The sequence below is a fragment of the Paraburkholderia susongensis genome, assembly GCF_900177725.1.
Classification (GTDB): Bacteria; Pseudomonadota; Gammaproteobacteria; order Burkholderiales; family Burkholderiaceae; genus Paraburkholderia; species Paraburkholderia susongensis.
On sequence record NZ_FXAT01000001.1, the window covers coordinates 499,728 to 514,814 of the forward strand.

Annotated in this window: 10 protein-coding genes and 1 tRNA gene; 3 read left to right on the forward strand and 8 right to left on the reverse strand. The window is 63.8% G+C overall.

Annotated features, from left to right (window positions below; genetic code table 11):
- Positions 1–144: 144 nt before the first annotated feature.
- Positions 145–1,449, reverse strand: a complete 1,305-nt coding sequence (locus B9Z01_RS02285) for an amidohydrolase family protein (RefSeq protein ID WP_085480634.1) — start codon at positions 1,447–1,449, stop codon at positions 145–147.
- 188 nt (positions 1,450–1,637) lie between these two features.
- Between B9Z01_RS02285 and B9Z01_RS02290 the strand changes: the two genes are divergently transcribed.
- A complete protein-coding gene (locus B9Z01_RS02290; protein ID WP_085481150.1) occupies positions 1,638–2,336 on the forward strand; it encodes an aspartate/glutamate racemase family protein in 699 nt (232 codons plus the stop codon).
- 256 nt (positions 2,337–2,592) lie between these two features.
- On the opposite strand, the gene B9Z01_RS02295 is transcribed toward B9Z01_RS02290, so the two are convergent.
- Positions 2,593–2,868 (reverse strand): hypothetical protein, encoded by a 276-nt coding sequence (locus B9Z01_RS02295; protein WP_085480635.1) that lies wholly within the window; start codon positions 2,866–2,868, stop codon positions 2,593–2,595.
- 191 nt (positions 2,869–3,059) lie between these two features.
- Positions 3,060–3,136 (reverse strand) — tRNA-Met (locus B9Z01_RS02300).
- Between the two features lie 390 nt (positions 3,137–3,526).
- Between B9Z01_RS02300 and xth the strand changes: the two genes are divergently transcribed.
- The gene (gene xth / locus B9Z01_RS02305; RefSeq protein WP_085480636.1) at positions 3,527–4,303 is read left to right on the forward strand and encodes an exodeoxyribonuclease III; all 777 of its coding nucleotides are present in this window, start codon (positions 3,527–3,529) and stop codon (positions 4,301–4,303) included.
- A 69-nt stretch (positions 4,304–4,372) separates the two neighbouring features.
- On the opposite strand, the gene B9Z01_RS02310 is transcribed toward xth, so the two are convergent.
- From B9Z01_RS02310 to glnA, 4 genes are all read right to left on the reverse strand, one after another.
- A complete protein-coding gene (locus tag B9Z01_RS02310) occupies positions 4,373–6,493 on the reverse strand; it encodes a prolyl oligopeptidase family serine peptidase (protein ID WP_085480637.1) in 2,121 nt (706 codons plus the stop codon).
- Between the two features lie 69 nt (positions 6,494–6,562).
- Positions 6,563–8,092: a nitrogen regulation protein NR(I) gene (gene ntrC, locus B9Z01_RS02315; protein WP_085480638.1), complete on the reverse strand. Its 1,530-nt coding sequence runs from the start codon at positions 8,090–8,092 to the stop codon at positions 6,563–6,565.
- Between the two features lie 35 nt (positions 8,093–8,127).
- Positions 8,128–9,270 (reverse strand): nitrogen regulation protein NR(II), encoded by a 1,143-nt coding sequence (gene glnL, locus B9Z01_RS02320; protein ID WP_085480639.1) that lies wholly within the window; start codon positions 9,268–9,270, stop codon positions 8,128–8,130.
- Between the two features lie 170 nt (positions 9,271–9,440).
- A complete protein-coding gene (gene glnA / locus B9Z01_RS02325; RefSeq protein WP_085480640.1) occupies positions 9,441–10,856 on the reverse strand; it encodes a type I glutamate--ammonia ligase in 1,416 nt (471 codons plus the stop codon).
- A 470-nt stretch (positions 10,857–11,326) separates the two neighbouring features.
- Between glnA and B9Z01_RS02330 the strand changes: the two genes are divergently transcribed.
- Positions 11,327–11,791 (forward strand): rhodanese-like domain-containing protein, encoded by a 465-nt coding sequence (locus B9Z01_RS02330; RefSeq protein WP_085480641.1) that lies wholly within the window; start codon positions 11,327–11,329, stop codon positions 11,789–11,791.
- 290 nt (positions 11,792–12,081) lie between these two features.
- Here the strand turns inward: B9Z01_RS02330 and B9Z01_RS02335 are convergent, their stop codons facing one another.
- On the reverse strand, positions 12,082–15,000 hold the full coding sequence (locus B9Z01_RS02335; RefSeq protein WP_143808784.1) for a GH92 family glycosyl hydrolase: 2,919 nt from the start codon (positions 14,998–15,000) through the stop codon (positions 12,082–12,084).
- Positions 15,001–15,087: the final 87 nt, after the last annotated feature.

Below are 15,087 nucleotides of genomic sequence, written 5' to 3' on the forward strand. Positions count from 1 at the left end.
ATCATCGTTCGGCGTGGCGCGTGCGTGATCGCGCCGCGCTGAACGAAGCCGGGCTGCGCTCCCCGGTAGTCCTCGATAAGCCCAATCAACCGGCGACCTGTATGAGCGGGCGCCGGTTTTTTCATGGCCGTTCGAAATGCACCGCTACGCGCGATGCAGCTTGAAATCCACCTGCGCCGGCCGCCCTTCGAGCGATAGCGAAGCCCGCGCCGCCGGCGCGCGGCTCACCACCTTACCGCGACTCACCACCGCGAGCCGCGCGGCGCGCAGACGGATCGCCTCGACCGCATCGCGCGCGTCGAGCACGACGAGATTGGCCGCGCATCCCGGCGCGATGCCGTAGCCTTCCAGACCGAGAATGCGCGCGGCGTTCACCGTGACCGCGTCGAAGCACGCATGCATCGCGTCGACGCCCGTCATCTGCGCAACGTGCAAACCCATATGCGCGACCTCCAGCATGTCGCCCGAACCGAGGCTGTACCAGGGGTCCATGACGCAGTCGTGGCCGAACGCGACCTCGATGCCGGCCGCCATCATCTCGGGCACCCGGGTCATGCCGCGCCGTTTCGGATACGTGTCGCTGCGGCCTTGCAGCGTAATGTTGATGAGCGGATTCGCGATCGCGGCGACACCCGAGTCGCGCATCAGCGGCAACAGCTTGCTCACGTAGTAGTTGTCCATCGAATGCATCGAGGTCAGATGCGACCCCGCGACGCGCCCGTGCAGACCGAGCCGGTGCGTTTCGGCCGCGAGCGTTTCGATGTGGCGCGAGAGCGGATCGTCCGATTCGTCGCAATGCATGTCGACCCGCAAGCCCTGTTCGGCCGCGTACTCGCAGAGCATGCGCACGGACTGCGCGCCGTCGGCCATGGTGCGCTCGAAATGCGGAATGCCGCCGACCACGTCGACCCCCATGCCGATCGCGCGCTTGAGGTTGTCGAACGCGCCGGCGCTGCGCAAAACGCCGTCCTGCGGAAAGGCCACCAGTTGCAGATCGAGATACGGCGCGACACGGCGCTTCACTTCGAGCAACGCCTCGACCGCCAGCAGACGCGGATCGCACACGTCGACGTGGCTGCGAATCGCGAGCAGGCCACGCGCGACGGCCCAGTCGCAATACTGCATCGCTCGTTCGATCAGCGCTTCCTGCGTGAGCTGCGGTTTCAACTCACCCCACAGCGCGATGCCTTCGAGCAGCGTGCCCGACGCGTTCACGCGCGGCAAGCCGTACGACAACGTCGCGTCCATATGGAAATGCGGATCGACGAACGGCGGCGTGACGAGCGAACCCGCGGCGTCGATTTCCTCGCGCGCGCTCGCGGCCAGATCAGGCTCGAGCGCGACGATGCGGCCCGCGTCGATGCCGATGTCGAGCGGCTGCTGGTGCTGCTGCTGGTGCTGCTGGAAGGCACTGCGCGGCAGCATCGCGCGGCGGATGATCAGATCCATGTATCGCTCCCGTTGATCGCGTTCGGACTCGCTACGATTCTATCGGCACCAGAAAAACGCGGGCGCATGACTTCTCGCGAATAAGGCCGCGAATGCGTACCGGCGCGCACGGCACGATCCGTACCGTCTGGATGCGGCGCGACGCGCCTATACTCGCCGTTTCGGACATGCATTCACGGAGCGTACAGATGAAAACGATCGGCGTGATCGGCGGGATGAGCTGGGAGTCGTCCACCGAATACTACCGGCTGCTGAACCGCCACGCGAAGGCGCGCCTCGGCGGCCACCACAACGCGCGCAGCCTGATGCTGACTGTCGATTTCGCGTCGATCGAGGCCAACCAGCGCGCCGGCGACTGGCACGCGCTCGGCGAGCAGATGGCCGATGCCGCGCGCCGCCTCGAACGTGGCGGCGCCGATCTCGTGATACTCGCGACAAACACGATGCATCGCGTGTGCGAATCGATCGAACAGGCAATCACAGTGCCGTTCCTGCACATTGCCGATCCGACCGGCGCGGCGCTGCGCGCGGCGGGCGTCGAGCGCGTCGGCCTGCTCGGCACGCGCTACACGATGGAGCAGACGTTCTACACGGGCCGCCTGCGCGAGCGCTACGGCCTCGAGACGCTGATTCCCGATGAAGCCGAACGCGCGGACGTGCATCGCATCATCTACGACGAGCTGTGTCACGGCAACGTGGACGGCGCTTCGCGCAAGGTCTATCAACGCGTGATCGAAAATCTGGCCGCGCGCGGCGCGCAGGCGGTGATACTCGGCTGCACGGAAATCACGCTGTTGATCAAGCCGGAAGATTCGGCGCTGCCGGTGTTCGATACGACGGCGTTACATGCGCAGGCGGCGGTGGAGTGGGCGATTGGGGAGGCGTGAGCGCGTGAGTGGGTACGTGAGAACTTTCGTGTCGATAGCAGTACGAATGTTTTGAGTCGCGCTGGTCGCCCGCTGCACCTTCGCCAACGGTTCGCCACATCGACACGAATCCAGCGCCTCGCAGGCGTCGTGACGGTCGCCAGTGTTTAGCGGGAAGAGTTTGGCCCGCGAGGCCGTCAGAAGGCCGGGAAATAAAAAAACCCGGCACAAGACCGGGTTCATTCATACTGCGCGCGTAACCGGGCGATAAGCCCGCTTAGCACTCGCCTTTCTTGGCGTGTCCGGGCGGGCAGTGCCGTCCCCGATCGTGGTGGTGGTGCCTTTCCCAATCGTCACGTTCCCAGTAGCGGTGGCCGTCCCAATAGCGGTCGCCATGCCAACCCGGCGTAACGACGACGACGGGCGGCGGTGGAGCGACCACGACAGGGCCACCCACGTTGATGCCGACATTGACGTCAGCCGCGTGCGCGGCGCTGGTCAGGCTGATTGCTACGGCGGCGAGCGCCAGGTGTGCGAGTGCGTGTTTCTTCATGGAAAAGCCCCCAAAAATATAAACGCCTGCCCAGGTTGGATTTCACCGGGCAACAAAAAGCCCGCTAGTGCGGGCTTTTGTCTGTGACGGTTTCCTGCCGGATTCTCGCGGGCTTTGCCCACCTATTGCCCAAAATCGCAAAAAGACGGACTTGCCAAAAACGTTCGAATCGCACAAAGCCCGTAAGGCTTTGGTTGCGGGGGTAGGATTTGAACCTACGACCTTCGGGTTATGAGCCCGACGAGCTGCCAGACTGCTCCACCCCGCGTCAGAGAAAAAAGATTATATCGGTCCGGTCACAAAACGTCAAATGCTTGGCGCCAATCATTTCCTAATGGCGCACGAATGACGCACGTCATCCCGCAAGCCCGACTGCCCGCACGCGACGAAGCACATCGCGAAACACATCACGAAGCACATCGGCGGCGATCTCCACACTCCCCCGCTCGCGCACGATAAGATGCGGAACTATCGGAAACGGGAATCGCCTGCGGCCATAAATGCACGATGAAGCGCACGATGCCGCACACCGTCGCTCGCATGAATTCGAGTGGTCTCGAACGCCATGTGTCGAGCCCGTGCGAACACCGCCGCAATCGGACAGAACAACGGCCCCAGGTCCCGCCCCAACCTTGCCCGGCAAGAATGTGAGAACGTCATGAAAATCGCAACGTGGAACGTCAATTCCCTCAAAGTCCGTCAGCAGCACGTCATCGACTGGCTCGCGAGCAGCGGCACCGACGTGCTGTGTCTGCAGGAACTGAAACTCACCGACGAAAAATTCCCGCGCGCCGAACTCGCCGAGGCCGGCTATCAAAGCTGGTATGCCGGCCAGAAAACCTATAACGGTGTCGGCATTCTGGTGCGCGACGGCTTGCACGTCGACGAAAGCAGCGTCGTGCGCAACATTCCGGGTTTCGAAGATCCGCAACAGCGCGTGATCGCGGCGACCGTCGAAGGCGTGCGCATCATCTCCGCGTATTTCCCGAATGGCCAGGCGCCGGGTAGCGAGAAGTTCGCGTACAAACTGCGCTGGCTCGACGCACTGCACGACTGGCTCGCGACCGAGATAGCCGCGCATCCGAAACTCGCTTTGCTCGGCGACTACAACATCGCACCCGAGGACCGTGACGTGCACGATCCGAAAGCATGGGAAGGCCAGAACCTCGTGTCGCCCGAAGAACGCGCGGCGTTCGTGCGGCTGATCGGACTCGGCCTGTTCGATGCGTTCCGTCAATTCGAGCAGCCGGAGAAAATCTACTCGTGGTGGGACTACCGGATGATGGCGTTCCGCCGCAACGCGGGGCTGCGCATCGATCACATCCTGCTGTCGAAGGCGCTTGCCGATATCTGCACGTCCTGCGACGTCGACAAGGTGCCGCGCAAATGGGATCAGCCTTCGGATCACGCACCGGTGTTCGCACAGCTTGGTTGAATCAGGGGACGACGCGCTCCGGCACACAGCATCCTGAGCCGCCGCAAGTCCCCCAACCCGCAAAGGCCCTCAGCCCTCGCCGCCCAGCACCTTCCACAAGAACCCGAACACCATCGCATCATGCTCGGCCTGCTCCAGTTCATCGGAGCCGCCGTGCCCGCCTTCCGTATTCTCGCGATACCACACGTTGTCCACGCCGAGCGCCTGCATGCGCGCGGCCATCTTGCGCGCGTGGCCGGGATGCACGCGATCGTCGGCGCTCGACGTGGTGAATAGCACCGGCGGATACGCGACGCTTGCCGCGACGTTGTGATACGGCGAATACGCGGCCAGCACGCGCGCTTCATCGGGCTCGTCCGGGTCGCCGTATTCGTCGATCCACGACGCGCCCGCATGCAGCAGGTGATAGCGGCTCATATCGAGCAACGGCACCTCGCACACGACGGCGCCGAACAGCTCCGGCCGCTGCACCATGCACGCGGCCACGAGCAGGCCGCCGTTGCTGCCGCCCTGAATGCCGAGCTGCGCGGCGCTCGTCACGCCGGTGTCGATCAGCGCGTCAGCGACCGCGATGAAATCGTCGAAAGCACGCTGCCGATGCTCGCCCTGCGCCGCCGTATGCCAGCGCGTGCCGAACTCGCCGCCGCCGCGAATATGCGCGACCACATACACGCCGCCGCGTTCGAGCCAGCCGATGCCTTGCCCGGTCAGATAGCCCGGCAGCAGCGGAATCGCGAAGCCGCCATAACCGCTCAGCAGGCAGGGCCGCGAGGCCGATCGTGGATCATCTTCATCGACAGAGGATGCCGCGTGCTTCGGCCCAATCACCGTGTAAGGCACGCGCGTGCCATCGACCGACACCGCGTGCCCGCGCGTCACCGTGAGGCGCGTGGCGTCGAACTGCGTCGGCCAGCGATCGAGCAATTCCCATTCGCCGGGTTCGTCGCGCGCGAGGTCGGTGAGCCAGTAGGCCGGCGGTTGCAGATAGTCGTCGGTGTCGACGAACACTTCGTCGTTGAGCGTCGATTCGACAGGCGAGACATCGACCTGCGCGTCACCGTGCGTCGCAAATACGCGCCGGTGCCACTGCCACGTCCGATCGTCGCGTTGATTCGGCGTCCAGATCAATGTCTTGCTGCGCACATCATCGAGATACGACACGATCAGATGATGGCGTGTATGCGACCAGTCGCAGGCCGAGGTCAGCGGCGTCGGCATGAAGAGCGGCACCACGTCGCGCTCGCCGCGCAGGAACGCGTCCTCGCGAATCGCGAGCAACGCACCGCCCGGATAGCGCTCGCTATTGCCGTCCCAGTCGCATTGCCAGTCGAGCCGTGGCTCGAGCAGCAGCCAGCCCTGCCACGCGCCTACCGCGACGTGCGTGGGCACGTCGTAGCGATGCCAGGCATCGGTGGCATCGTCGAGGTAGTACGTGTGCGAATCGAAAAAATCGACGCTGCTCGTGACCGTATGCCGCCGCTCTAGCGGATCGTAATGCGCTTCCACGCCGATATCGCCGAACTCGCCGCGAAACACCACCGGGGCATCGGCGAGCGCGGCGCCGCGCGTCCAGCGCCGCACGTCGCGCGGATAGCCCGAGCGCGTGAGGGTCTTGCGGCCGTTGTCCCAGCCGACGTAGAGCGTATCGCGATCGATCCACGACGCCGTGTGCTTGCCTGCCTTCGCGATCGCGAAGCCATCGTCGACGAAGCGTTGCGCGTCGATATCGAACTCGCGCACGACGAGCGCATCCGAGCCGCCCGGCGACATCGTGATCAGCGCGCGATCGCCGTCCGGATAAAGAATGTCGAGTTCGACGCAGACCCACGGCGTCTTTTCGGCCGCGCCGAGCGCGTCGAAGTCGAGCAGGTTCTGCCACACCGGCGCGCCGCTGCGCCATGCCGACCACGCAGTGCGCCGCCAGATGCCGCGCGGATTGCGCTCGTCCTGCCACAGGTCGTAGGCCCACTCCTTCCAGCGATCCGGAATCACGGGACGCTCACGCGGCAGATATGCGTCGGCAAGCCGCCGCCGCAGCGTGTCGAACGACGCGCCGCTGCACCACGCGGCGCGCGTGCGCGCATTCTGCGCTTCGACCCACGCGAGCGCGTCAGGATCGTCGAGCGCTTCGAGCGACAGGAAAGGATCGGGGGAAAGCGGCCACTGGAAGGGAACGGAAGGAGCAGGCATCGTCGGCTGTGGAATGAAAACAGCGTCGATTATGCCTTGTGAGAGAACGTGGCCAGCCATCACCCGCGATCAAGGCTCGAGATTCAACTCCTGAATCTTGCGCGTAATCGTATTGCGCCCGATACCGAGACGCTCCGCCGCCTCGACCTTGCGGCCGCGCGTGAAGTCGAGCGCCTCGCGAATGACCGCTGCTTCGAAGCGGCGCGCGAGTTCGTCCATCACGTCCGCCGTGTTTTCGCGCAGCATCCGCGCGACTTCGGTGCGCAAGCCGCCCTCCCACGCGCTCAGTGCAGCCGCGACCGAGACACCTGCCGCGCCGAGCGGATGCACCGCGGCGCCGGCGCTCACGCCCCCCAACGGTGCGCTGCCCGTAAGTCCAGCAGCAGCCCCGTCCGCCAAAGCGCCCGCGGCCGCACCGACGCCGGGCTCGTCCGCGGCGATCTGCGCGGGACCGAGATCGGGCGGCAGATCCTTGATCTCGATCGTCTGCGCGGGCGCCATCACCGTGAGCCAGTTGGCGAGATTCTCGAGTTGCCGCACGTTGCCCGGAAACGGCAACGACGCGAGATACGCAAGCGCTTCATCGGAAACGCGCTTCGGTTCAACACCGAGATCACGCGCGCTCTTTTGCAGAAAGTGACGCGTGAGCAGTGGAATGTCCTCACTGCGCTCGCGCAACGCCGGCAAGCGCAGACGGATCACATTGAGACGGTGATACAGGTCTTCGCGAAACAGGCCCTGACGTACGCGCGATTCGAGATTCTGATGCGTCGCCGCGATTACGCGCACATTCGAGCGCAACGGATTGTGGCCGCCGACGCGATAGAACTGCCCGTCCGAGAGCACACGCAACAGGCGCGTCTGCAGATCGAACGGCATGTCGCCGATTTCGTCGAGAAAGAGCGTGCCGTTCTCAGCCTGCTCGAAGCGCCCCTGGCGCATCGCCTGCGCGCCGGTGAACGCGCCGCGCTCGTGGCCAAACAGTTCGGACTCCAGCAGATCCTTTGGAATCGCCGCCGTGTTCAGCGCGATGAAGGGACCGTTCGCGCGTGGGCTATGCCGGTGCAACGCACGCGCGACCAGTTCCTTCCCGGTGCCTGATTCGCCGGTAATGAGCACGGTCGCCGCCGAATGCGACAGGCGGCCGATCGCGCGAAACATGTCCTGCATCGCCGGAGCCTGGCCGAGCATCTCGGGCGCTTCGGCGACGCGCTCGTCCCACGTCTGCTCGCCGCGCATGCTTTCGTCGACCGCGCGGCGGATCAGCTCGACCGCCTTGTCGACGTCGAACGGCTTGGCGAGATACTCGAACGCGCCGCCCTGGAATGCGGCGACCGCGCTATCGAGATCCGAGAACGCGGTCATGATGATGACCGGCAAGCCCGGCACCTTGTCGCGCACGGTTTGCAGCAGTTCGAGCCCGGAGCCGCCCGGCATGCGGATGTCGGAGACCAGCACCTGCGGGCTGTCGTGATCGAGCGCGGCCGACGCCTCGCGCACGTTCGCGAAGCTGCGTGTCGCGAAGTTCTCGCGGGCGAGTGCTTTTTCGAGCACCCAGCGAATCGATTGATCGTCGTCTACTATCCAGATCGGCTTCATATAGGTCGGTCAGAAGTCTTGAGATGCTTGTGGTATCAGCAGTCGAGCGGCAGCAGAATCTGAAACTCGGTATGGCCCGGCCGGCTGTCCACTTCGATCAGGCCATCGTGCTGTTGCACGAAGGTCTGCGCGAGCGTGAGACCGAGACCGCTGCCGTCGTCGCGCCCCGACACGAGCGGATAGAAAATGCGGTCGCGAATCTCTTCGGGAATGCCTGGGCCGTTGTCGACGATATGCAAGTCCAGTGCCAGCTTGCACAGGCGTTTTGAAATCGTGACCTTGCGCGCGATCCGCGTGCGCAGATCGATGCGCGCATCGCCCTGCGAAATGCGCTCGCGCAATGCCTCGGCCGCATTGCGCACGATGTTCAGGAGTGCCTGGATCAGCTGCTCCTTGTCGCCGCGCAGATCCGGCACGCTCACGTCGTAATCGCGCTCGATCGTGAGGCCGCGCGGAAACTCCGCGAGAATCACCTGGCGCACCCGCTCGCACACCTCGTGAATGTTCACGTCGCCGACGATATGCGGATGGCGGTGCGGTTCGAGCAAGCGGTCGACCAACGTCTGCAGCCGGTCCGACTCCTTGATGATGACCTGGGTGTACTCGCGCAATTCGTCGCGCTGGCGCTCGCCGAGTTCGAACTCGAGCAGTTGCGCGGCGCCGCGAATGCCGCCGAGCGGATTCTTGATCTCGTGCGCGAGATTGCGGATCAGTTGCTTGTTGACCGCCGTGAGATCGTTGATGCGTTCCTCGCGGTCGGTGCGCAGATGCCGCTCGTTCTCGAACAGTTCGAGCAGCACATAGTCCTGCGCGCTTTCCAGAAAGCCGACGATCGCATGGACGTGCAGGGGCTCGTGGCCGGGCCGCTCGAGCACGGCATCGAGATGCGTCGCCTGAAAACGGTGCGCGGCGATCGCGGTGATCGTTGCGACCAGTTCGTCGGCGTTCGAGAAAATGTCGGGCCACGCCATCTGCGCGAGCTGCCGGCGCGACATTTCGAGCATCGACTCCGCCGACGGATTCGCAAAGGCGACGCGCAGCGTCCGCTTCTCGAGCACCAGCACCACGGTCGGCAGCGCCTCGAAGCCCGGCAGCAAACCTGAGCTCACGAGCTGCGGATCGTCCGACAGCGTCTGTTCGTGTCCTTTCCTTGCCTTGATCAGATTCTTGAGAACCATCTTGCAGTCTGGCCGGTAGGAGGTCGTGATAAGTCGTGGTGTTGCTTTGGATTGCCCGCGACATGGTTCGCGGCCTAACGAAAAAGGGACGGCGCCGCCGTCCCTTCGTGACCGATCGCGAGCGTCGGGCAAAGCGCTTCGCCGGGTGAGGGGCGAAGCGCCATGACCGCTTACAGCGAGTAGTACATTTCGAATTCGATCGGGTGCACCGACTGACGATAGCGTTGCAGCTCGCCCGTCTTCAGTTCGATGTACGCGTCGAGCATCGCATCCGTGAACACGCCGCCGCGCGTCAGGAACTCGCGGTCCGCGTCGAGCGAGTCGAGAGCCTGGTCGAGGCCCGCGCACACGGTCGGGATCTTGGCATCCTCTTCCGGCGGCAGATCGTACAGGTTCTTGTCGGCGGCTTCGCCCGGGTGAATCTTGTTCTGCACACCGTCCAGACCCGCCATCATCAGCGCGGAGAAGCACAGGTACGGGTTCGCCAGCGGATCCGGGAAGCGCGTTTCGATGCGGCGGCCCTTCGGGTTCGACACGTGCGGAATACGGATCGATGCCGAACGGTTACGAGCCGAGTAAGCGAGCTTGACCGGCGCTTCGAAGTGCGGCACGAGACGCTTGTACGAGTTCGTACCCGGGTTCGTGATCGCGTTCAACGCGCGAGCGTGCTTGATGATGCCGCCGATGTAGAACAGCGCGAATTCCGACAGGCCTGCGTAGCCGTTGCCCGCGAACAGGTTCTGGCCGTCCTTCCAGATCGACTGGTGAACGTGCATGCCCGAACCGTTGTCGCCGACGACCGGCTTCGGCATGAACGTCGCCGTCTTGCCGTACGTGTGCGCGACGTTGTGGATGATGTACTTCATCTGCTGCAGCCAGTCAGCGCGCTGCACGAGCGTCGAGAACTTGGTGCCGATTTCGTTCTGGCCTTGACCAGCGACTTCGTGGTGATGCACTTCGACCGGAATGCCGATCTGCTCGAGCAGCAGACACATTTCCGAGCGGATGTCCTGGAACGTATCGACCGGCGCGACCGGGAAGTAGCCGCCCTTCGTGCCCGGACGGTGGCCGGTGTTGCCGCCTTCGAATTCCTTCGCCGACGACCACGGTGCTTCTTCCGAGCCGATCTTGATGAAGCAGCCCGACTGGTCCGTGCTCCACTGGACCGAGTCGAAAATGAAGAATTCCGGTTCCGGACCGAAGAAGGCCGTGTCGCCGAGGCCCGAGCTCTTCAGGTACGCTTCGGCGCGCTTCGCGAGCGAGCGCGGATCGCGCTCGTAGCCCTTGCCGTCAGCCGGTTCGACGACGTCGCAGGTCAGCACGAGGGTCGACTCTTCGTAGAACGGGTCGATGAAGGCCGTGTTCGCGTCCGGGACCAGCAGCATGTCCGATGCTTCGATGCCCTTCCAGCCGGCAATCGACGAACCGTCAAACGCATGGCCGCTCTCGAACTTGTCTTCGTCGAATGCCGACACCGGCACCGAAACGTGTTGTTCCTTGCCGCGCGTGTCGGTGAAACGGAAGTCGACAAACTTGACGTCTTCGTCCTTGACGAGTTGCATGACGTCGGCCACGGATTTACTCATAACCTATCTCCTGATTAACGAATTCGGCGGATTCAGCCGCCGCACAATCTAGCTGACCCGTCCCGGAACGTCCACCCAAAACGGCATGGCAAGGTGGGAAATCCAGCCGGGACCAATCGATCGGCACCAATAAAGCAGGTTCTGTGCCAATACTGCGCCCGACATGAGCCGATGGGGGCGCGGCGCTGCGGCGCGTCCGTTTGCGGGCAACACGCACGGCGCACGCGAGGCCATCGGGAAATCCGCGTGAGCCTCGTTGCACCATATTCGTGCATTCACCGGTTTGGGAGCGGTCTTCATGTTCATTTTGGTGCATTTGCGGAAAATTGCACCAACTTTGCGCGTCGGCGTTTGAGCACCGGGTTGCACGACTCATGTCGCGACTCATGCGCGGCGCCGGGCCCGCCGGCGCATGCGCGGCGCACGCCGCGCGCTAGAATGGTCATTTGGTCCGAAGGAGATTGACGCTCATGAGCACGCTCGAACAGCTGTACGCACAGGCGGAGGCCCGCCGCACCGAAAACCAACTGCCCTATGCGGGCGCGGTATCGCCCGCCGAGGCGTTCGAACTGCTGCAACTCGATCCGCGCACGCGGCTCATCGACGTGCGCACCCGCGCCGAGCTCGACTGGGTCGGCCGGCCGGTGATCGGCGATGGGCAGTACGCGCACGTCGAATGGACGCGCTATCCGGGCGCGGTGCCGAATCAGGAGTTCATGCAGCAGCTCGCGCAGGTCGCGTCGCCCGAGACGCCCGTGCTGTTTCTGTGCCGCAGCGCCGCGCGCTCCAAGCTCGCCGCGATCGCCGCGACCCAAGCGGGCTTCACCAAGGCATACGACCTGCTGGAAGGCTTCGAAGGCGACAAGGACGGCCAGGGGCATCGGAAGACGGTGTCGGGATGGTGTTTTCGCGGGTTGCCGTGGATCGGCGCCTAAATCAACCTGAGTCGACCTGAGTCAACCTGAGCCAACCCGGGAGCGCTGACGGGGAAAGTCGCCGAGGCACGCTGCCGCCGCACGCAGACGCCCGTGGCGCGCGGCTGAAGCAGGCTTCCTGAAACGGAAAGCGCCGACGACACATTGACTGCATCGTCGGCGCGGGGTGTGACACTGCGATGTCGTTCGCGACCCTCGCCAGGCCAGACCGGCGAGCGGGGATCGCTTACTTCGATCGCTTACGTCATTGGACGCCACCTCGGCAGCGCCCAATCCGTTCAGGGCACGGTTCAGGGCGCGGCGGAAATCCCGAACACGTGCAACTTGCCGGCGCTGACCTGTCTCGGCAGGGTAACGCTCGCCACTGTCTTGCCCGGCGTCAGCGGCACCGTCTGCGCGAACAGATAGGTCTTGACGGCGTCGTTGCTGCCGTTGCCGGCATTGCGGTACGTCGTTGTCAACGCGACGGGGGCCACCGGCGCGGCGCTGCCGCCATTGAGGGTCCAGTCGTCGAACGCGAGCGTGAACGGCGTGGTCGTGCCATCGGAATAAGTCACGAGCGCGGCGCCCGAGCTTGGGCCGTTGTTGGCTGAACCCAGCAGAACCAGCGAGTGGCCTGTCGTGCCGGGCGGCATCGCGATGGTCTGCCCCACTGCCACGGCGTTATCGAGCGGGCCGCCGGACAGCACGAAGCTCGCGCCGCCGAAGGTGAACGGTTTGCCCGGCGCCGCGCCAGCCGCCGTCAATGCCTGCGACGAGTAGCTGTAAAGCGAGCCGTCGAAGTCCGCACCCAGACCGTCGGTATTGCTGCTGCCGTCGGCGCTCACGCCATGGTTGTTGAATGCGTCAACCACGTTGCGAGCGAGCGGCACGCCATACGAGGGAGGCACGTCGGCAGGGTTCGTTCCCCACTGCGAAGGCGACGAGCCCATGGCGAAGTTCAGCGTCGCGCCGTGAGCCAGCGCATCGGCATCGAGCCACGAACTGGTGTGGGCGGTGCCGTTCACGGCCAGGCTTTGCACATAATTCGCGCTCGGCGCGCCGGGCGCATTGATACGCAGCGTCTTGCCGTTCCCCAGCCGAACGGTGATCGACGAAAATTGCGGGCTGCCGATCGCAAAGCCGCCGACACCCGGAATCTCCGGATAAAGACCCAATGCGCCCCACACGTACCAGCCCGACACCGCGCCCAGGTCGTCATTGCCGGGCAACCCGTTCGGCCCGGTGCCGAAGGCGCTCGCCATGATCTGCTGGACCACCTTCTGCGTGCCCGACGGCGAGCCCGCCCAGTTATACAGCCAGGGCACCTCGAAGGTCGGTTCGTTGCCCATATAGAAATTGGGCAGGGTCATCCCCGCGTTCAACACCGTGAAGAACGTATTGAGCCGCGACACCACCGCCGTATTGCCGCCCAGTTGCGCAAACAGCCCGACCGGGTTGAACGGCACCATCCAGGTGTACTGCTCGGCGTTGCCCTCCACGTAGTTGTCGGTGCTGCTCTGCGTCTCCGGAATCCAGCTTCCGTCCGTGTTGCGGCCGGCATTCAGAGGCGGCGTGAGCGAAGTGTTGAGCAGGTTCTGCCAATAGGCCGAGCGGCTCAGCAGCATTTTCTGGATGGCCGGATTGCCCAGTTGGCCCGCGAACTGCGAAATGGCGAAATCGCTGCTCGCGTATTCGAGCGTCGACGATGCCTGCCCCCATTCACCGCTCGTGATATAGCCGTACTGCAGATAACTGGCGCGGCCGCCGTTCGTCGTGACACCGTTACACGCGGTGCCGGGAATGTTGGCCATCTTGATCATGTGCTTCAACGCGCCCGAGGTATCGAACGAGCGCGCGCCGAATGCATACGCGCCCGAGACGATCAGCGAGCCGGCATCACCCGGCATCACGCCGTCTTCGACGTTGTCGTTGACCCAATGCGGAATCGCGCCGCATTGATCCGCGTCGTTGACGAGCGACTGCGCCATGTCGCTGGTTTCCTGCGGAAACAGCGTGGCCTTGAGCGGAATCAGCGAACGATAGATGTCCCAGCCCGAGAAGCTGGTGTACTGCGCCGCATGGCCTGCGCTGACCGTGTGGACCTGCTGGTCGAAGCCGATATATTGGCCATTGGTATCGCTGAATACGCTCGGTGCCCATAACGCATGGTAGAACGCCGTATAAAACTTCGTCAGCGCAGTGCTATCCTGGCTGCTCACCTGAATGGTATTAAGGCGCTGATTCCATGTCGCATCAGCCAAGGCCTTTACGCCGTTGAAATCCCAGGACGGATTTTCCTTCTCGAGATTACCCTTGGCATTGGCGACGCTCACATATGAAATGCCGATTTTCATCAGAACGCTATTGGCCTTACCGAAATTCATGACGGCACGGCCTTGGGTAAAGGAAGACGTCTTTGCAAATGGCTGACTGAATTGCGCATAAAAATACACCGGCACATTCGTCGAGTTGCCGCAGAAATGTCCGCCGGTCGTACTGCCTGAAATAGTCCTCGCGTCCACCTGCGTGACCGAGCCGGCCACGCCCGTTTGCGTATTCGTATAGGTCGTATCGAGCACGAGCGTCGACGACTGCTGATCCGGATACGTGAAGCGGCCAAAGCCGGTGCGCGGGGTCGCGGTCAACTCGACTTTGATCTGGTTGTCGAGCAACACGGAATAGGCGCCCGCCACCGCCTTCTCGTTCGCATGGCTAAACGTTTGCGCGAGCGGCTTGGTGGCGTCCAGCGTCGGCATGACAGGGAATTCGCCGTCATTGCCGGAACAACCCGCGCCGCTCATATGCGTGAGGCTGAAGCTCTGGATCGAGCCGATGTCGTAGTAGTAGCCGGCCGGAGAACCAGGCTCCGCGCTGTTCGCCGGAGCCGAGGTGGTATTCGTATCGGGCGCCCATTGCACCATGCCGTTCGGCAGGCCCGCCGCGGGCACCACGCTGCCCGCCTGCCCTGCCGGCACGGGATTCGGGGAGTCGCTCGCCAACGTGCCGATGAGCGGATTGACGTATTGGGTCAGACGCATGTTGCCGTGATCGGCTGCGGACGCTTGCGCGCTGTCGTTTGCAGCGCTCGCGCCCGACTGAGCCGCGTCATGAAGCTGGTCCGCCGCCACCGCAGCAGAGCCGGCCTGACTGCCCGGGCCATCTCCTCCGCAACCTGTCAAAGCACCAATAATGGTCAAAGCAACCGAAAGACGGCGTATATCTATCACGGCTGTCTCCTTAGCATTGTTTAGTTAACAGAATTATCCATCGGCAACAGGGTCATTGACCGCAAGCCATGCTATAGAGCCGTTCCA